This is a genomic window from Nonomuraea sp. NPDC049378 (genome assembly GCF_055586745.1).
In genome coordinates, this window is the sequence record NZ_JBVJHP010000001.1 from 783355 (window position 1) to 800932 (window position 17578).

General features: G+C 72.0%; 15 protein-coding genes. 8 read left to right on the forward strand and 7 right to left on the reverse strand.

The annotated features are described in order from the left end of the window. The coding region (locus tag ACZ6SA_RS03545; RefSeq protein ID WP_465826428.1) for a gamma-glutamyltransferase at positions 1–532 on the forward strand (532 nt) is incomplete at its 5' end. Between the two features lie 186 nt (positions 533–718). Next, positions 719–1555, forward strand: coding sequence for a polysaccharide lyase family 20 protein (locus ACZ6SA_RS03550; RefSeq protein WP_347641608.1), 837 nt, complete (start codon positions 719–721; stop codon positions 1553–1555). 24 nt (positions 1556–1579) lie between these two features. Here ACZ6SA_RS03550 and ACZ6SA_RS03555 read toward each other — a convergent pair whose 3' ends face one another. The 3 genes from ACZ6SA_RS03555 to ACZ6SA_RS03565 form a co-directional block, all read right to left on the reverse strand. Continuing rightward, positions 1580–2665 carry a carboxylate-amine ligase gene (locus tag ACZ6SA_RS03555; protein WP_465826429.1) on the reverse strand — a complete coding sequence of 362 codons (1086 nt, stop codon included), beginning with the start codon at positions 2663–2665 and terminating at the stop codon, positions 1580–1582. Positions 2666–2753: 88 nt separating this feature from the next. Then, on the reverse strand, positions 2754–3404 hold the full coding sequence (locus tag ACZ6SA_RS03560) for a M15 family metallopeptidase (RefSeq protein ID WP_347641606.1): 651 nt from the start codon (positions 3402–3404) through the stop codon (positions 2754–2756). 12 nt (positions 3405–3416) lie between these two features. After that, positions 3417–4565, reverse strand: a complete 1149-nt coding sequence (locus ACZ6SA_RS03565) for an ROK family transcriptional regulator (protein WP_347641605.1) — start codon at positions 4563–4565, stop codon at positions 3417–3419. A gap of 137 nt (positions 4566–4702) precedes the next feature. Here ACZ6SA_RS03565 and ACZ6SA_RS03570 point away from each other — a divergent pair, with 137 nt between their 5' ends. From ACZ6SA_RS03570 to ACZ6SA_RS03585, 4 genes are all read left to right on the forward strand, one after another. Then, positions 4703–6022, forward strand: a complete 1320-nt coding sequence (locus tag ACZ6SA_RS03570; protein ID WP_465826431.1) for an extracellular solute-binding protein — start codon at positions 4703–4705, stop codon at positions 6020–6022. Between the two features lie 4 nt (positions 6023–6026). Next, the gene (locus ACZ6SA_RS03575; protein WP_347641603.1) at positions 6027–7031 is read left to right on the forward strand and encodes a carbohydrate ABC transporter permease; all 1005 of its coding nucleotides are present in this window, start codon (positions 6027–6029) and stop codon (positions 7029–7031) included. Further along, entirely contained in the window at positions 7031–7882 is an 852-nt protein-coding gene (locus ACZ6SA_RS03580; protein ID WP_347643104.1) for a carbohydrate ABC transporter permease, read from the forward strand. The genes ACZ6SA_RS03575 and ACZ6SA_RS03580 overlap by 1 nt, the downstream gene beginning before the upstream one ends. A 213-nt stretch (positions 7883–8095) precedes the next feature. Continuing rightward, complete coding sequence (locus ACZ6SA_RS03585) at positions 8096–9538, forward strand: glycoside hydrolase family 3 protein (protein ID WP_347641602.1); 1443 nt, start codon at positions 8096–8098, stop codon at positions 9536–9538. A 41-nt stretch (positions 9539–9579) separates the two neighbouring features. Here ACZ6SA_RS03585 and ACZ6SA_RS03590 read toward each other — a convergent pair whose 3' ends face one another. Further along, a complete protein-coding gene (locus ACZ6SA_RS03590; protein ID WP_347641601.1) occupies positions 9580–10761 on the reverse strand; it encodes an ROK family transcriptional regulator in 1182 nt (393 codons plus the stop codon). A 110-nt stretch (positions 10762–10871) separates the two neighbouring features. Here ACZ6SA_RS03590 and ACZ6SA_RS03595 point away from each other — a divergent pair, with 110 nt between their 5' ends. After that, positions 10872–11321: an RrF2 family transcriptional regulator gene (locus ACZ6SA_RS03595; RefSeq protein WP_347620262.1), complete on the forward strand. Its 450-nt coding sequence runs from the start codon at positions 10872–10874 to the stop codon at positions 11319–11321. Positions 11322–11366: 45 nt separating this feature from the next. Here the strand turns inward: ACZ6SA_RS03595 and ACZ6SA_RS03600 are convergent, their stop codons facing one another. After that, positions 11367–12548, reverse strand: a complete 1182-nt coding sequence (locus ACZ6SA_RS03600; RefSeq protein WP_347641600.1) for an MFS transporter — start codon at positions 12546–12548, stop codon at positions 11367–11369. 85 nt (positions 12549–12633) lie between these two features. On the opposite strand from ACZ6SA_RS03600, the gene ACZ6SA_RS03605 reads away from it, so the two are divergent. Continuing rightward, positions 12634–13218: a TetR/AcrR family transcriptional regulator gene (locus ACZ6SA_RS03605; protein ID WP_347641599.1), complete on the forward strand. Its 585-nt coding sequence runs from the start codon at positions 12634–12636 to the stop codon at positions 13216–13218. A gap of 504 nt (positions 13219–13722) precedes the next feature. Here the strand turns inward: ACZ6SA_RS03605 and ACZ6SA_RS03610 are convergent. Further along, a complete protein-coding gene (locus ACZ6SA_RS03610; protein WP_465826433.1) occupies positions 13723–15615 on the reverse strand; it encodes a serine/threonine-protein kinase in 1893 nt (630 codons plus the stop codon). Then, positions 15612–17504: a serine/threonine protein kinase gene (locus tag ACZ6SA_RS03615; RefSeq protein WP_465826435.1), complete on the reverse strand. Its 1893-nt coding sequence runs from the start codon at positions 17502–17504 to the stop codon at positions 15612–15614. The genes ACZ6SA_RS03610 and ACZ6SA_RS03615 overlap by 4 nt, the downstream gene beginning before the upstream one ends. Positions 17505–17578: the final 74 nt, after the last annotated feature.

Sequence of the window (17578 nt, forward strand, 5' to 3'; positions counted from 1 at the left end):
TGCTGCAGGACATGGCCATCCTCACCGGCGGCCATGTCGTCAGCGATCCCCTCCCCCCCCCCCCCTCCCCCCCCCCTCCCCCCCTCCTCCCCCCCCCCCCCCCCCCCCCCCTCCCCCCCCCCCCCCCCCCCCCCCCCCCACCACGCTGTCGCCCTCGTTCGCGCTCAGGGACGGCCGGCCGTGGCTGGCGTTCGGCACCCCGGGCGGCGACCAGCAGGACCAGTGGAGCCCGAACTTCTTCCTCTCCGTCGTGCACGGCGGGCTGAACCTGCAGGAGGCCATCGACGCCCCCATGTTCCACTCCGAGCACTTCCCCAGCTCGTTCTTCCCGCGCGGCTCGCGCCCCGGCGTCCTGCACGTCGAGGACCGCCTCGACCCGGGCGTCGTCGCGGAGCTGCGGCGGCGCGGGCACGAGGTGGAGGCGCAGGGTCCGTGGGCGCTGGGCCGGCTCAGCGCGGTCGCCCGTGACGGCGCCTTCCTCAAGGCCGCCGCCAACCCGCGGGGCGCGCAGGGTTACGCCGTCGGCCGGTGACGCCGGTCGATGAGCCGAGCGGCGTGACCGTCGCTCGGGGAAGCCGCGCCGAGGGCCGGTTGCCGGGTGATCACCTGACACCGGCACGGTGCGCGCCCCCGTAGAGTGGCGGCCTTCGCCCAGCACGGCGGCGCGCGGGACGCGAGGCCGCCGCCGTGCTCCCGACCCGAGGAGTGACCAACCCAGGTGTGCGCTTTCGCCAAGCCGGTGTCCGCGGCCATGTCGGTGTTCGCCGCCGTCGGCCTCTGGCCCGTGAACGCTCACGCGTCGGCCGCTGTCCTCCGGCTCGATTACGAGAACGGCGCGAGCAGCTCGGGGCAGCCGGCGCTGGGGTTCAACGAGTGCTGCAAGCATTCGATCCAGGTCGACGATCTGCCGCGGACCGGCAAGTACGCGATCCGCAGCATCCTGAAGTACGGCGACGCGGCGGTCGCCGGGGGCAGCCGGGCCGAGAGCCATTCGATGAAGGTCAAGGACAGCCACTTCAGGTCCGGCAGGACCGTCTACTACGGGTTCAGCATCTACCTGGCGAGCAGTTGGCAGAGCGACTCCAGGGAGGACATCCTCTTCCAGTGGAAGCCCTGGCGTGACAAGTGCGAGGCCGACAAAGCCCCCAGCGCCTTCCTCACCGTGCAGCCCTCGGGGAAATGGCGGCTCAGGGTCAACTCCGACGGCAACGCCTGCTCGACCCCGGACTCCGTGAAGAAGGTGAGCTTCGACCTCGCCGAGGTGCGGCCGGGGCAGTGGCACGACTTCGTCTTCAGGTTCGCGTGGAGCCACGGCAGTCAGGGCGCCGTCGACGGCTGGTACCAGACCCACAAGAGCCCCGGCTGGCGCAAGGTCGTGACCGCCACCGGGCCCAACACCTTCAACGACGACGCCACGACCCAGGGCTACCTGAAGTGGGGCATCTACAAGCCGGCCTGGAACAGCGGGCCGACCGACGTCACCAGCCGCACGGTCTTCCACGACAACATCGCCGTGGGCAGGTCCTTCGCCGAGGTCGACCCGGCGAAGGGTTAGCACCCCGGTGACCACGGTCCTGGTCTAGGCGACCGTCGCCTCGATCAGGTCGTCCACCACCTCGGCCAGGTCGTTGCCCCTGGAGTGCACCCGGCGCTGGCGCATGGCTCCCGAGCCCTGGCGCAGCAGCCGGTCCAGACCCTCCTGGACGAACGTCAGGTCGCCCGCCTCCGACAGCGCGGGGCGTACGTGCTCGAGGAGGCGCCCGGCCATCACCGGGGCGGGCACGAGCGTGCCGTGCCGCACGTCCATGCTGTCGCCCAGCAGCCCGTCGCGGGCGGCCCGCCAGTAGGCGGCGCGCAGCACCTCGGCGGGGACCGGCAGCCCTCGGTCGCCGCGCCCGACGGCCTCCAGGGAGGTCACGACCAGGGCGCGGATGAGGCCGATCAGGGTGAGGCTGTCGGCCACGTCGAGGGGCACGTCGGCCACCCTGATCTCCACGGTCGGCAACCGCGGCGACGGTCGGGAGTCCCAGAAGACGGTCCTGGAGTCGAGCAGCACGCCCGACTCCGCCAGCGAGCGCAGCGCGAGCTCGTAGTCGCGGTACGACGGGAAGTAGGGGGGCGCGCCGGAGACCGGCCAGCGGCCCCAGCTGATCACCCGCCAGGACGCGTACCCGGTGTCGCGCCCCACGAAGAACGGCGAGTTGGCGGCCAGCGCGATCAGCGTGGGCAACCACGGCCGCAGGTGGTTGCCGACATAGACGGCGTGCTCCTCGTCGGGGACGTCCACGTGCACGTGCAGGGCGCAGATGCTGATCTCGTCCTGCAGCGCGCGGTAGAGCACCCTGCCCTGGTGGTAACGGTCGTCGTCGGTGAGCGGCGGCTGCATGACGTTCCCCAGGACGGGGATGCCGCTCGCGACGACGGCCAGCCCGCACCTGCGGGCCGCGTCCGCCACTTCCTTGCGCACGGTGCGCAGCCGCGAGCCCAGCTCGCTCAGGTCGGCGGACGGCGGCGTGCGTGCCTCCACCTGGAATCGGGTGATTTCTTGCACCACGTCCAGCACGTCCGTGGCCGCGGCCAGGACTTCGGCCGCTCGGGGAGCCACGTGGCGGGTGCGGGGATCGACGACGAGGTATTCCTCTTCGATCCCGATCAACGGAACCATGCCCACACCTCGTTGGGGAGTCCAAAAGCCTCCGTACGAAGTTGTGCCCGTACCGTGCCCTGGGGGAAACCCGTCCGACAGGTGCTTGTCAGATGGGTCCGTAGAGGGCGTAAGAGGCGCGTGTGGCCATGGCCCAGTAGCGGTCGCCGTAGGACCAGTGCCACCACTCCGTGGGATAGTTGACCAGCCCGACGGGCTCCAGCGCGGCGGCGAGGAGCTTGCGGTGGGCGCGGGCGTCGTCGGAGATGGTGGGGGCGGCGGTGTAGCAGGCGCCGTCGCTCTGCTCGGGGTTGTCGTTGACCTGGGTGCCCATGTCATATTCGGTGCCGTTGGGGGCGCACAGGGTCAGGTCGACGGCGGCGCCTGCGGTGTGGGGGGCGACCTCGACGGGAGACACGTAACGGCTCGCCGCGACATAAGACTCGTCGGGCGACATGTCGGGGAACGCCGCCTCCAGCTCCGCCCGGTATTCGTCGAAGATCCGCCGCTGCGTCGCGATGGGGCGGTAGCCCTCGACGATCAGCAGGTGATAGCCGTCGGGCAGCAGGGCTTCCGCCTTCTCCAGGCGGTCGAGCAGGCCGGATCGCAGGTGGGCGTACGCGCCGTCGGCGTCGGCCATGCGCGTGTCCACGCGCAGCCGCCCGCGTACGTCGGTCAGCGGTTCGCCGCACTCCTGCACCGGGACGGAGGCGACACGGGGGTCCGAGATGAGCACGACATCGTTCGGGGACTGCCACATGGGCAGAAATTCTCACACAGTGTCGGAGAAAACCTGTTCCCGGGCCTGTTCCAGCGCCGCCACCAGGGCGCCGCGCAACACCGGGTTGCCGGCGACCCCGGTGGTGACCACGGTGGGCCGGCTGGGGCACACGCGCGCCACCGCCTCCTGCACCTTGGCGGCCAGCCGCGCGCCGCCCGCCCTGCCGACGTCGCCGCTCAGCACGATCAGCCCGGGGTCGAGCACGACCGTCACGGCGGCCGCGCCCACGGCCAGCCGCCGCGCCACCTCGTCCAGATAGCCCTCGTCGCCGCTGCGCACGAGGTCGGGCACCGTGTTGCCGGTCAGCCCGCGCCGCTCGGCCAGGCCGCGCAGGGCGTCGTGTCCCACCAGGCGCTGGAACGAGCCCGACTGCGGCTGGGAGACGTCGGCGGGCAGCGGCTCGCCCGGCACCGGGAGCCAGCCGATCTCGCCCGCTCCCCCGGTGATGCCGCGGTGCAGCCTGCCGCCCAGCATGACGCCGAGCCCCTGGCCGACGCCCGCCCAGATCACCACGAAGTCGTCGTGCCCGGCGGCCGCTCCGTGCTCGTGCTCGGCGAGGGCGACCAGGTTGACGTCGTTCTCGATCGTCACCGAGGCGCCGAGCGTCTCGCGCAGGCTGGCCAGCACGCCGACGTGCCAGGCCGGCAGGTCGTACGACCAGCGCACGTCCCCGCTGACCGGGTCGACCACGCCTCGGGTGCCGATGACGAAGGAGCGCAACCGTGACAGGTCGATGTTCGCCGCGTCGCAGGCCCGCCGCACGGCCGCGTGCACCGCCTCGACCGGATCCCGGCCGTCCGAGGGGTTGAGTGTGATCTCGACCACGGTCCTGCCTGTGATGTCCGCCACACCGACGCGGAGGCTGTCGGGCAGGACCTCGAGCCCGGCGACGTAGGCGCAGGAGGGCACCACGGCGTAAAGGGCGGCGTGTGGCCCCCTGCCGCCTGCCCGCTCCCCCGTGACCTCGACGAGCCCCCGCTCTTCGAGCCTGACGAGGAGCTGACCTGCGGTGACCTTGGACAGCCCGGTCCGTTCCCCGAGCTGGGCGCGGGTGAGGGGGCCGTCTCCGATGAGCAGTTCGAGCGCCGCCCGGTCGTTCAGCCGGCGCAACAACCGAGGGGTTCCCGGGTCTCGGCTCATCGACGTGGCCCCTCTCGTCACGATCGGCTAACGGGCGTTTTATTAAGGAAAGTTTCTTGTTAGTTTATCAGCATCGTTCGGCATTGACGATCAGCCTGGTGCGGACCGTAGGCCGGCACCCGGGAAGGGAGAACCCTGTGAGGATCGCGAAGATCACAGCCACTACGGTCACCACGGCCGCCCTGGCCCTGGGCCTGGCAGCCTGCGGGTCCGGCGAGACGCCTGAGTCCTCACCGAGCGCGGCCGCCGCGAGCGGGCCCAAGTACGCCGGCAAGACCCTGACCTTCTGGCGCCTGGGCGACACCAACCCCGACGCCCAGAAGTACACCGACGAGCTGGTCGCCGAGTTCGAGAAGCAGACCGGCGCCAAGGTGAAGGTCGAGTGGATTCCATGGGCCCAGGTCAACGACAAGTTCACGGCCGCGGCGGCGGGCGGCGCCGGCCCCGACGTCACCGAGATCGGCAACGACCAGGTCCCGCTCTGGCAGAGCCAGGAGGCGCTGGAGCCGGTCACCGACATCGTGGCCTCGGGCGACCAGGCCCAGATCCCGAAGAACCTGATGGGCCTGGAGACCATCGACGGCGAGACGTACGCCGTGCCGTGGGGCGGCGGCACCCGGGCGGTGCTCTACCGCGCCGACTGGTTCAAGGAGCTCAAGATCGAGGTGCCCAAGACCTGGGACGAGCTCGTCGCCGCCGCCAAGAAGATCCAGGCCGAGAAGGGCTCCGACGTCGACGGCTTCGCCTTCAACGGCGGCTCCGACGCCAACCACCTGCTCGGCGCCCTCTCCTGGACCGCCGGCGGCGAGTACGCCGTCAAGGAGGGGGACAAGTGGGTCGGCAAGCTGACCGAGCCGGGCTTCAAGACCGGCTTCGCGCAGTACACCGGCCTGGTCACCGACGGCCTGTCCAGCAAGTCACGCCTCAACCAGAACACCAGCGAGATCCGCACCCGCTTCGCCAACCACAAGGTCGGCATGTACCTCACCGCCGCGTGGGACCTCGCCGGAATCGAGGAGGACAGCAAGGGCAAGCTCAAGGGCGACAAGCTCGCCTTCTTCGCCCTCCCGTCCCAGTCGGGCGGCGAGGCGCAGGCCTTCCTCGGCGGCAACGACATCGCCGTCTGGGGCACCTCGGAGGAGAAGGACGCGGCCAAGGAGTTCGTGAAGCTGGCATCCGGCAAGGAATGGGGCGTCAAGTACGCCACCGACGGCGGCCTGCTCCCCGTCTATCCCGAGGCCCTCGCCAAGCTGGCCGAAGACCCGGTGCAGGCGCCGTTCGCCGCCGCCTTCGCCAAGGCCAAGGCCTTCCCCGCCGATCCGCAGTGGACCGAGGCCAACGAGACCAAGGCGGTGCTGCAGAACGCCGCCCGCAAGGTCATCGAGGGCAAGGCGTCCGCCGACGAGGCGCTGGCCGCGGCCAACAAGGAACTCGAAGACATCCTCAACGCCTCCTGAGCCTATGACGAACACGTCAACGCTTTCCCGGGGCGGAGGCCGCTCCTCCGGCCCGGGACCGCGCCGCCCGAGCCCGCCGCGCAAGGCCAGCGGGCTGCCCGCGTGGTCCATCCCCTACGTCCTGCTCGTCCCCGGCCTGCTGGTCATCGGCGCGCTGCTGCTCTACCCGCTGATCCAGATGGCGATCATCGCCTTCCAGAAGGTGGGCCTGGTCCAGATCTCCGGCAAGAAGCCGGCCACCTGGGTCGGGCTGGACAACTTCACCGCCTTCGTCGACAACGACATCTTCTGGTCCTCGCTCCGCAACACGGTGGTGTTCGCCGTGATCGCGGTGCCGCTCACCCTCGTGCTCGGCACCGCCGTCGGCGTGCTGCTGCACCGGCTCGGCAAGAAGATGTCGCTGTTCGTCATCATCGGCATCATGTTCGCCTGGGCGGTGCCGCCGGTGGCGCAGGGCGTGATCTGGCGCTGGTTGTTCGACGCCGAGGCCGGCATCGTCAACTGGGCGCTCAACCTGCTGCCCGACTGGCTCTCCACCGCCCTGTTCGGCCGGGCCGACTGGACCGGCGAGCCCTGGCTCAACGACGCCTGGTCCATCTACATGGTGCTGGTCATCTGCGTGGTCTGGGCAGGCTTCCCGTTCGTCGCCGTCTCGGTGCTGGCCGGGCTCAAGGGGGTCCCCGCCGAGCTCTACGAGGCCGCCAGGGTCGACGGCGCCGCCCCGTGGCGGACGTTCTGGAGGATCACGTTCCCGCTGCTGAAGCCGGTGTTCGCGGTGCTGACCGTGCTCTCGATCATCTGGGACTTCAAGGTCTTCTCCCAGCTCTACGTGCTGGCCGGCACGAACAACCGGGAGGCCTACAACCTGTCGATGTACGCGGTGACCGAGGCGTTCAAGGCCCCGCCGAAGATGGGCTCGGGCGCGGCCATCGCCCTCGTGCTGACCGTGATCCTGCTGATCGTCACGGCGGCCTACATCCGGCAGATGTTCAAGCAGGAGGACACGTGATGACCCCGCTGGCCCGCAGACGCCTGGGCAAGGTCACGCTCAACACGCTGGGCGTGCTGGTCTTCGTGGTGGCCACCTTCCCCGTCTACTGGATGGTCTCCACCGCCTTCAAGGCCAACGACCAGATCTTCACCACCGACTTCATCCCGTTCCCGACGCACTTCACCTTCGAGCACGTGCAGCGCGTGCTCTCCGAGGGCGTGGCCGGGCACTCCATCTGGCTCTACATGCGCAACAGCGCCATCGTCGCGCTCGGCACGATCCTGATCGGAGCCGTCTTCGCGCTGCTGTCGGCCACGGCGGTGGCCCGCTTCAGGTTCAAGGGCCGCACGCCGTTCCTCGCGCTGCTGCTCGTCGTGCAGATGATCCCCGCCGAGGCGCTGGTCATCCCGCTGTTCCTGAGCGTCAAGCGGCTGGGCCTCTACGACCAGCTGCTCGGCCTGATCGTCACGCAGGTGGCGCTGACCCTGCCGTTCGGGATCTGGATGCTCCGCACGTTCGTCGCCGCGGTGCCCAAGTCGCTGGAGGAGGCGGCCTGGATCGACGGGGCAGGCCGGTTCACCACCTTCTGGAAGGTGCTCTTCCCGCTGGTGGCCCCCGGGCTCGTCGCGACCAGCATCTTCTCGTTCATCACCGCGTGGAACGAGCTCATCATGTCGCTGTACCTGATCAGCGACCCGACCAAGTACACCATGCCCGTCGCCCTGCAGTACTTCTTCGGCCAGAAGGGCACCGACTGGGGCGCCATCATGGCCACCTCCACGATGATGACCATCCCCGTCGTCATCTTCTTCCTCGTCGTCCAGCGCCGCATGGTCTCCGGCCTGGTCGCCGGGGCCGTGAAGGGCTGACGTCCGCATCCGTACGGCACGCCGTGCCGTACTCCGCCCTGCCGGAAAACGGCCGGCCCGCTCCCCGCGGACGATCCGGGAGATCCCGGCCTGGACCCTTCCACTTCGCGGGACGTTTCGCCCGGACCGCACCCGTCGATCCACGCACCGCTGCAGGCGGTTCGCTTCCGCCCCGAGGCACGTGCCCGGGGTCTCCAACGAAAGGAAGGTCCGATGAGCCAGAGTGATCGGGGGCTGCGCCGCCTCGCGGCCGGCACGCTGCTCGCCGCTTTCCAGGGCACCACGGCGCCCGAATGGGTGCTGCGCGAGCTCGAGCACGGTCTCGGCGGTGTCACACTCTTCGGCTTCAACGTGGCCGAGCCCGGCCAGGTGCGCGACCTGACCACCACGCTGCGCGCCGCCGGTGAGCCCGTCATCTCGCTCGACGAGGAGGGCGGGGACGTGACGCGGCTGGCGTACCACGTCGGCAGCCCGTACCCGGGGAACGCGGCGCTCGGCGCGGTGGACGACGTCGAGCTGACCCACCGCGTGCACCAGGCGATCGCCGCCGAGCTGGCCGCCTGCGGCGTGAACCTGAACATGGCGCCGAGCGCGGACGTCAACACCGAGGCGGACAACCCGGTGATCGGCACCAGGTCGTTCGGCACGGACGCGGAGCTGGTCGCCAGGCACACGGTGGCGGCCGTACGGGGTCTGCAGGCGGGCGGCGTGGCCGCCTGCGTCAAGCACTTCCCGGGCCACGGCGCCACCCGGGTGGACTCCCACCTCGCGGTACCGGTCGTGGACGTCGGCCTGGACGTGCTGCGGGAGCGCGAGCTGGCCCCGTTCCGCGCGGCGATCGGCGCCGGGGCCAAGTCGGTGATGACCGCGCACGTGGCGGTGCCGGCGGTGACGGGCGACGCCCCCGCCACGCTGTCCGGACCCGCGCTGACCGGGCTCTTGAGGGGCGAGCTCGGCTACGACGGCGTGGTCGTCACCGACGCGCTCGACATGCACGCCATCACCAAGAGCGTGGGCCTGGCCGGGGGCGCGGTGCTGACGCTCGCCTCCGGCGCCGACCTGCTCTGCCTCGGCCCGCTGCCCACCTACGACGACATCCAGGCGATCATCGCGGCGATCGTCACCGCCGTGCGCGAGGACCGGCTGCCGCTGGAGCGGCTGGAACAGGCCGCGGAGCGGGTGGCGGCGCTGCGCGCCTGGTTCGGCGGGCCCCACGTGGCGGCGGCGGAGCAGAACGGCGTCGGCCTGCACGCCGCCCGCCGCGCCGTACGGCTGACCGGCGCCCCGGAACCTCTGGTCGAGCCCCTGGTGATCGAGGTGGACACGCCGCCGACGATCGCCGTGGGCGACGTGCCCTGGGGCGTGGGCCCGTGGCTGCCCGAAGCGGAGATCGTCAGGGTCGGGCCCGCGGCCGCGGACGTCCCCGTGCTGCTGGCCAAGGCCGCGAACCGGTCGCTGGTCGTGGTGGTCAAGGACGCGCACCGCCACCAGGCCAGCCAGGACCTGGTCTCCGCGCTGCTGGCGGCCCGCCGCGACACCACGGTCATCGAGATGGGGCTGCCCGTGTGGCAGCCTGGCGGCGCCGCCTACATCGCGACGTACGGGGCCGCCAGGCCCAACGCCCAGGCCGCCGTCGAACTGCTCGGCGGACGCTAGACGGCCGCGGCCGGCCCCGTCCGGCTTCGGGCGGGTCGGGCCTAGGAGGCGAGCAGGGCCTCGCGGGCCTGGTCGAGCGCGGCCAGGACGGCGCCGCGCAGCACCGGGTTCTGGCCGGTCACCATGGTGGTGACGACCTGGGGGCGCACCGGGCAGATGCGGGCCACCGCCTCCTCCACCCGGGACGTGAGGGCGGCGCCGCCCGCGTGGCCGACCACGCCGCCCAGCACCACCAGGCCGGGGTCGAGGATCACGCACACCGCGGCCACGCCCAGGGCGAGCCGGTCGGCGATCTCGGAGAGCAGCGGCTCGCCCTCGGCGCCCGCCGCCACCGCGACCTGGACGCACTCGCCCGCGCTGCCGGCCGCGAAACCGTGGCCACGAGCCAGCTCGGTCACCGCCTCGGCGCTGACCAGCGACTGCAGGCCGCCCGCCAGCGACGGCAGGCGCCCCGGCATGGTGCGGATGTCCTCGGGCAGCGGGACGCCGGGCACCGGCAGGTAGCCGATCTCGCCGGCGCTGCCGGCCCGCCCCCGGTGCAGCTTGCCGCCGAGCATGACCGCGAGACCGAGCCCGCGGCTCGCCCACAGCAGCACGAAGTCGTCGATCCCCTGCGCCGCGCCGTCGACGCGCTCGGCGATGGCGGCGAGGTTGACGTCGTTCTCGATGGTCACCTCCCGCCGCAGGTCATCGGCGAGGGCTTCGTGGATGCCCTCGTGCCAGCCGGGCAGGTCGAACGAGAAGCGCACGTCGCCGCTGCGCGGGTCGACCACGCCGGGGGTGCCGATCACGACGCCGCGCAGCCTGGCCAGGCTGACCTTGGCGCTGCGGCAGGCCTTGGCGATCGCGTCGTGCACCACGGAGACCGGGTCGTCGTCGCCCTGGGGATCGACGGTGACCTCGGCGATGGTGCGGCCGTGGATGTCGGCGACCGCGGCGGAGATCAGCTCGGGCCCGACCTCCAGGCCGGCGACGTACGCGCTGGAGGGGATCACGGAGTAGAGGGCGGCGTTGGGGCCGCGCCCGCCGGCCTGGGTGCCGACCACCTCGACCAGGCCGCGCTCCTCCAGCCTGGCCAGCGTCTGCGAGGCCGTGACCTTGGACAGGCCGGTCAGGTCGCCGATCTGCCCGCGGGTCATGGGGCCGGTGGCCAGCAACAGCTCCAGCGCGGCCCGGTCGTTGATCTCCCTCAGCAGCCTGGGCACACCAGGGCGTCGCTCCACGCGGAATTCCCCACCCGTCAATCGAAAAGGTTGTTAGAAGTTTAGCGCCGGGCGCCCGTTCTGACGGCCTTGCGACCTACCAGTCTTGACCAGGAGGGATAATCAAGAACATGCGCCTTTCCGCTCGTGTCGACTACGCCCTCCGCGCCGCCGCCGAACTCGCCGCAGCCGGTGCCGGCCCGACTACTGTGGGCGAGCTCGCCAAAGAGCAGGACATGCCCCCCAAATATCTGGAGAACATCCTGCTGCAGATGCGCCGCGCCGGGTTGGTGCGCGGGCAGCGGGGGCCGGAGGGCGGTTACGTGCTGGCCCGCGCCGCCGCCGAGATCTCCCTGGCCGACGTGATCAGGGCGGTGGACGGCCCGCTCGCCAACGTGCGCGGCGAGCGGCCCGAGCATGTCGGCTACCGAGGGCCCGCCGAATCGCTGCAGCAGGTGTGGATCGCGCTGCGGGCCACCGAACGCTCCATCCTGGAGGAGGTCACGCTGGAGCAGGTCGCCTCCGGCACGCTGCCCGAGCGCATCCGGCTGCTCGCCTCCGACCCCGCGGCCTGGGACTGAGCGCCCGCCCACCCCCGACCCGCCGCCTCGACCTGACCGCCCGCGTCAGGCGCGCAGCCGGCTCGCCGTCCAGAACAGCGCGAGCGCGGCCAGTTCGGCCACGGCCGCGGCGGCGGGCAGCCAGCCGCTGCCGTGGGCGTCGAGCACGAGCCCGCCGAGCGCCCCGCCACCCGACACCCCGACATAGACGGCGCTGCTGTTGAGCGCGAGCGCCTGCGGCGCGGCGGGGCCCGCCATCGCGAGCAGCCGGGTCTGCGCGGGCGGCGGGATCCACCACGACACGGCCGCCCACAGCGCCAGCAAGGGCAGGAGCGCGAGCAGCGTCATCGGCCGCAGGAGCCAGCAGGCGGTGAAGGCCGCCATCACCGCCGTGAACCCGGCGATCCCGGCCATCAGCGCCCGGTCCGCGCCCCACCGGTCGGCGGCGCGCCCCCCGAACTGCCCGCCCACCAGCCCGGCCAGCCCGGCCATGGCGAAGACCCAGCCCAGCTCGGCGGGCCCGGCCCCGGCCAGATCGCGCAGGAACGGCGCGAGGTACGTCATCAGCATCATGCTGCCCAGGACGATGGCCACGATCCCGAGCAGGCCGACCAGCACCCGGGGCCGGGCCAGCGGGGCCAGCCGGCGCCCCATGGGCATGGCCTCCCCCGGCGGCGGCTCGGGCAGCGTGAGCCTGGTCGCCACGAGCGCGGCGAGCCCCAGCAGCCCGCCGGCCACGAACGTGGCCGGCCAGCCGAACGCTCCTCCCACCCAGGTTCCGATGGGCACGCCCAGCATCAGGGAGCCGGTCAGCCCGCCCATCACGAGAGCCAGGTAGCGTCCCTGGCGTCCTTCCGGGGCCATGGAGGTCGCGATGGCGTACGCGGCCGGCACGACGGCCGCCGCGGCGAGCGCCGCCAGCACCCGCAGGCCCATGAGCACGGCGTACGAGCCGGCGAACGCGGCCGCCCAGTTGGCGGCCACGAAGAGCGCCAGGGCGCCGGTGATCAGCCCGCGCCTCGGCCAGGTGGCGGTCACCACGGACGCCACGGGCGCCCCCAGCGCGAAGGCCAGGGAGAACACGGTGACCAGCTGCCCGCCGGCCGCCTCGCTGACGCCGAGATCGGCGGAGATGGCCGGCAGCACGCCCGCGACCACGTAGTCGTCGGTGGCGAAGGCGAACGTGGTGAAGGCCAGCGCGAGCAACCATGCGGGCACGCGGGCACGCTGCCGCACGTCAACGGACATGGGGATCCCCTTGATTAAGGTAACAGTCGTTTCCCGGATAGGGTAACAGTCGTCACCTCAATGACGTCAAAGGAATAATCAGCCCATGGCCAGGACCGCCGACCCCAACCGCCGCGCCGAGCTGCTCGACCGGATCGTCGACTATCTGGCGGGACACGGCCTCTCGACGCTCTCGATGCGGCCGCTGGCCGAGCATCTGGGCAAGTCCACGCGCGTGCTGACGCACCACTTCGCCGACAAGGACGAGCTTCTCTCGGCCACCATGGAGCGCCTCGACGAACGGCACCGCGCCTGGTTGCGCTCGCTGCCCGGCTGGGCGGGCTCCGACAGCGTGGGCACGATCATCCGCCGCACCTGGGACTGGCAGTCCTCGGAGGACAACCTGCCCATCGCGCGGCTCGTCCACGAGATCGAAGGGCTGGCCGCGGGCGGGCGTCTGCGCGGCCACGTCCCGCGGCTGCTGGCGGACCGGTCGGAGTTCGTGGCAGGGCTGCTGCGCGAGCGGGGCGTGCCCGAGGCCGACGCGCTGCGCATCTCCACGCTGGCCAACTCGGCCTACACCGGGCTGCAGATCGATCTGCTCACCACCGGCGACAGGGGGCGCGTCGAGGAGGCACTCGACCAGCTCTGCGCCCTGGTGGACGAGTGGGTCGCCACACACCGGAGGTGAAGGCGACACGGATGAGCGCCCTCTGGCGGAGGTCCGGCAAGCCCGCTCTCCGGAGCGGCGCAGGCCGACGAGGCGCCACGCGACCTTGTCCGGGCCGGAACGGAATCTCCGGGATTCGTGACCCCGTTGCCGATCTCCGAAATCACCGTACGCGATCAGGGCGAATCGATGAGAGCAGAGATGAGTCCCGGGATCGACCGACGTGGTGGGTCTCGTGTGGCTGGATCCGCAGTCTGCCCGAGAGGTGCCCGAGCTGGCCAGGCGGGCCCGCGACCGCCCTCGGGCGGGCATCGAATCGACGGCCGGCCGGATCATCCACCGCACGGGCATCCGCCGCAGCAGCCACAAGAGCATCCGCGCCACCCCCATAGGTCACTGCCTGGCCACCGCGATCAACCTCATCCGCCTCGACGCCTGGCGACAGGACCACCGACCCGAGCCGACCCGTGTTACTCACCGGCTTCTCCAGCCCACCCCTATGAAAGATCGGCAACGGGTCATTCGTCACGGGGATTTACGGGTGAACCAGAGCGCGACGTCGTCCAGCTCGGCGGCCGGGCCGTCGGCCAGCGTGCGGACGGGCCGGCCCGTGGCGTCCATCAGGACGACGTCGGTGTTCCCGCCGCCGGGCACGGTCGCCAGGAAGTGCCGCCCGTCCATCCAGCCGTTGAAGCTCCCGCCCTCCGGCAGCCGGGCGACGCCCTTCCTGTCGCCGCTCGCTTCATCCCAGAAGCAAATATTTCGCGTATTGTCCGGGCACTTCGTGGCAAACACCGCCCCGAGGCTCGTACGCGCCACTCCGCCCGCCGCCACCTCGCCCACGTCGGGAAAGGCCCGCAGCTCCTTGCCGTCCAGGGCCAGCACCTTCACGACCCCGCCCGGCGCCCCGTACACCACGCTCCTGGCGTCCGCGCCCCACGCGTACCTCGGCTGACCCGCGACCGCCACCCGCGTGACCCTGACCGTGCCGGCCACCGGGTCCACGACCGCGAACCCCACGGCCCTGGCCGGCTCGCCCGGCTCGACGACGGTCGCGAGCAGCCGCCGCCCGTCAGGGGACCAGGCCGGCCAGAACAGCGTGGCGGGCTTGTCGACGGTGCGCAGGTCACGGTCGCGGCCGGTGGCCACCTCGCGCAGCCGGATGGTCTCGAAGTCCGTCCGCTGGAGCCGTATCGAGGACAGGGAGGCCACGTAGCCGCCGCCCGGCGAGACGATCGGCTCCTCCAGGCTGCCGAAGAAGGCGAAGCGCCGCGTGGCCGGATCGCGCACGTACGACCCCGTCCGCCCCTTGCGATGGTCGTGGTAGGAGGAGACCCACACGGGATCGGCGGGGTTCTCGTGAACGGTGATGCCGGTGTCCGGGAGCTCGAGCTCCGACACCGAGGTGAGCGGCATCGGCCCGGACCTCGGCGCCGGCGGGAGCCCGGCGGACGTGACGGGAGGGGGTGACGGCCGGGTGAGCAGCACCGCGGCCGTGACAGCGACCGCGACCGCAACTGCGACCGCCACCGTGACCACCGCTGTGACGGGCGGCCGTCCCGGACGGAGGGAGGGCGGCGCCGCCGACTGCCGCCCTTCCGCCAGCAGCCGCCGCTCAGGCACGCGGTGCCCGAGCAGCGTGAGCAGCGCCTGCGTGGCCGTCGGCCGCTCGCCGGGGTCCTTGGCCAGGCATCGCACCGCCAGCTCGCGCAGCGCGCCCTCAAGCTCTCCCAGAGCGGGCTCGGCCCGTGTGATGCGGTGGATGAGCGCCGGCAGCGGGCCCGTGCCGAAGGGCGGGCGTCCCGTCGCGGTGGCCACCATGGTCGAGGCCCAGGCGAACATGTCGGCCGGCGCTCCCGCGGCACCCCCGCCGAACTGCTCCGGAGCCATGTACGGAGGCGTGCCCTCGATGACGTCGCCGTCGTGCTCCAGCTCCTCCACGGCGCGGGAGATGCCGAAGTCGATCACCCGAGGGCCGTCCCTGCTGAGCAGCACGTTGCCGGGCTTGAAGTCGCGGTGCACGACGCCGGCCTGGTGGATGGCGGCCAGCGCGGTCAGCGTCCCGATGGCGAGCCTGCGCAGCTCCGCCCCGCGCAACGGGCCGCGTTCCTGGATCACCTGGGCCAGCGAGGGCCCGTCGACGAACTCGCTGACCACGTACGGCAGGCCACCGCTCTCGCCGCCGGCCAGCACCTGAGCCGTGCAGAACGCCTTGACCCGGCGCGCGTACCCCGCCTCCTGCCGGAAACGATCGAGCGCGCCGGGATCGTCGAGCCCCGGCCCGAGCAGCTTGACCGCGACCCGCCTTCCCTCGGGCGACTCGCCGAGGTAGACCACGCCCTGGCCGCCCTCCCCCAGCCGGCCCACGATGCGGTGACCGCCTACTTCGCGGGGGTCGCCCGCGACCAGCGCCTTCATCGACCGGGGAAGCGGGCGAACCGGAGGAGGCCGCGCCCGGGCTCGACGTCGGCCAGCACGCGCTGGGTCGTGCCGAGGAGGTCCACGACCTTGACGGTGGCGGCCCCCTTCTTGCCCGGCTCCTGGATCAGGAGGTGCTTGTCGGTGAACCAGCCGAGCAGGCTCGATTCCTCGGCCTTGACGGGCACCGTCGCCTGGCGCGCGCCCGTCGCGGAGTTCCACACGCAGATCTCCTTCTCGCTGGGGCAGAAGGTGACGAAGCTCTTGCCGGACGGGGAGAACCAGTCGCGGTCGCGGGGCGCGCCCACCCAGTGCAACGTCTTGGTGACCTGGCCTGACATGTCAAAGTATTCGATGCCGTGACGCTTGCCGTCGCCGTATCCCCTGGCGATCGAGCCGTCCGGCGTGAAGGTGAAGCTGAACGCCGCGTCGTCGAAGTACTCGGTCTCGACGTGCACCGCCTTCCTCGTGGCCAGGTCGACGACCACGAAACCCACAACCCTGCGCGGCTCGCCGGCGTCGATGACCGACATGAGCACCCGGGCGCCGTCTCTGGACCACACGGGAGTCATGGTCTGCAGCGGTTTCTTGACTGTGGTGACGACGAACGACTCACCTGTGGACAACCTGGTCAGCTTGACGTGGTCCATCTCGGAGTTCTGGAACTTCAGAAAGGGGTTGAGCGCCACCCAGTCGCCGCCGGGCGCTAGGGCTGGCTCCTCGGCCGTCCCCACCGCCTTGAAGGCGCCCCCGCGCTCCCTGACGTAGGCCGTGAACTTCCCCTTGGCCTCCAGGTAGGACGCGGCGCGCACCGGATCGCTGGGATGCTCGTGCAGGGTGGCTCCGATGGTCGGCAGCTCGGTGTCGGTCGCCGCCTTCTTCTCGACCTTCTCCAGCGGGGCGACCGTGGCCGACGCGCTGACCGTGGGCTGCGCGGCGGGCCCGCCGGGTGAGCTGGTGGCGGCCACGCCCCGCACGGGCGTGCCGGTGTCCACCAGGGCGTAGACGCCGATCCCCGAGACCAGCGCCCCGGCGGCGAACGCGGCCACCAGCGCGAGCACGCGCGGGCGCGCCTTGGGTGGCTCCGCGACGCCGGCCGCCTCGACCTGCCCGGTGAGGAACGACGTCTGCCCGACCAGGCGCAGCAGCACCTCACTCGCCGCGGGCCTGGCCGCCGGGTCCTTGGCCAGACACGCGACGATCAGCCCGTGCAACTCGCCGAGATCGGGCAGATCAGGCTCGCCCCCGGTGATGCGGTCGACGGTCGCCGCCATCGAACCGCCCTCGAACGGCGACGCCCCCGAGACGGCGAACACCATGGTCGCCGCCCAGGAGAACACGTCGGCGGGCGGACCGCCCTCGGCACCGCGCAGCCGCTCGGGAGCGGTGTAGGCGGGAACCCCGACCGTGCGGGTGGCGGTCGCCGCCTCCGCCAGGGCGCGCTCGAGGCCCAGATTGATCACCCGTGGCCCGTCGGGGCCGAGCCGCACGTTGGCCGGGCTGATGTCCCCGTGGACGAACCCCTCCTGGTGGATCGCGACCAGCGCGGTGATCGTGCCGGCCGCCAGCCGGTGCAGCGCCACGCCGTCGAGCCCGCCGCCGGCCTCCTGCAGCGCCGGGCCGTCGACGAACTCGCTGACGACGTACGCCCGGTCGCCGAGCACTCCCGTCGACAGGACCTGCGCGGTGCTGACCGCGGCGACCCCGCGCAGGGGCTCCATCGCGTGCAGGAAGGGGGTGGGATCCAGCTCCGCCGGCAGCAGCCGGATGAGCACGGCCTCGCCGGTGGGCGCGCGCCCGGCGTAGACGCCGGAGCCCAGCCGTCCGGTCACCCGGTGACCGGCCACCTCGGTGGGGTCGCCATCGCGTAAACCCGAGATCTCTGGCATGCCGCAGTCAGCCTCCTGACACGTCCGCTCCCCCGATCTTCATTATGGTCGCCGAGGGCGCGGAACGAACGCTT

Excerpts from the sequence above, each read along its gene's own strand:
- ACZ6SA_RS03555 (WP_465826429.1), bottom strand. The coding sequence starts at position 2,665 with ATGGTTCCGTTGATCGGGATCGAAGAGGAATACCTCGTCGTCGATCCC.
- ACZ6SA_RS03560 (WP_347641606.1), bottom strand. The coding sequence starts at position 3,404 with ATGTGGCAGTCCCCGAACGATGTCGTGCTCATCTCGGACCCCCGTGTC.
- ACZ6SA_RS03565 (WP_347641605.1), bottom strand. The coding sequence starts at position 4,565 with ATGAGCCGAGACCCGGGAACCCCTCGGTTGTTGCGCCGGCTGAACGAC.
- ACZ6SA_RS03575 (WP_347641603.1), top strand. The coding sequence starts at position 6,027 with ATGACGAACACGTCAACGCTTTCCCGGGGCGGAGGCCGCTCCTCCGGC.
- ACZ6SA_RS03580 (WP_347643104.1), top strand. The coding sequence starts at position 7,031 with ATGACCCCGCTGGCCCGCAGACGCCTGGGCAAGGTCACGCTCAACACG.
- ACZ6SA_RS03585 (WP_347641602.1), top strand. The coding sequence starts at position 8,096 with ATGAGCCAGAGTGATCGGGGGCTGCGCCGCCTCGCGGCCGGCACGCTG.
- ACZ6SA_RS03595 (WP_347620262.1), top strand. The coding sequence starts at position 10,872 with ATGCGCCTTTCCGCTCGTGTCGACTACGCCCTCCGCGCCGCCGCCGAA.
- ACZ6SA_RS03600 (WP_347641600.1), bottom strand. The coding sequence starts at position 12,548 with ATGTCCGTTGACGTGCGGCAGCGTGCCCGCGTGCCCGCATGGTTGCTC.
- ACZ6SA_RS03605 (WP_347641599.1), top strand. The coding sequence starts at position 12,634 with ATGGCCAGGACCGCCGACCCCAACCGCCGCGCCGAGCTGCTCGACCGG.
- ACZ6SA_RS03610 (WP_465826433.1), bottom strand. The coding sequence starts at position 15,615 with ATGAAGGCGCTGGTCGCGGGCGACCCCCGCGAAGTAGGCGGTCACCGC.
- ACZ6SA_RS03615 (WP_465826435.1), bottom strand. The coding sequence starts at position 17,504 with ATGCCAGAGATCTCGGGTTTACGCGATGGCGACCCCACCGAGGTGGCC.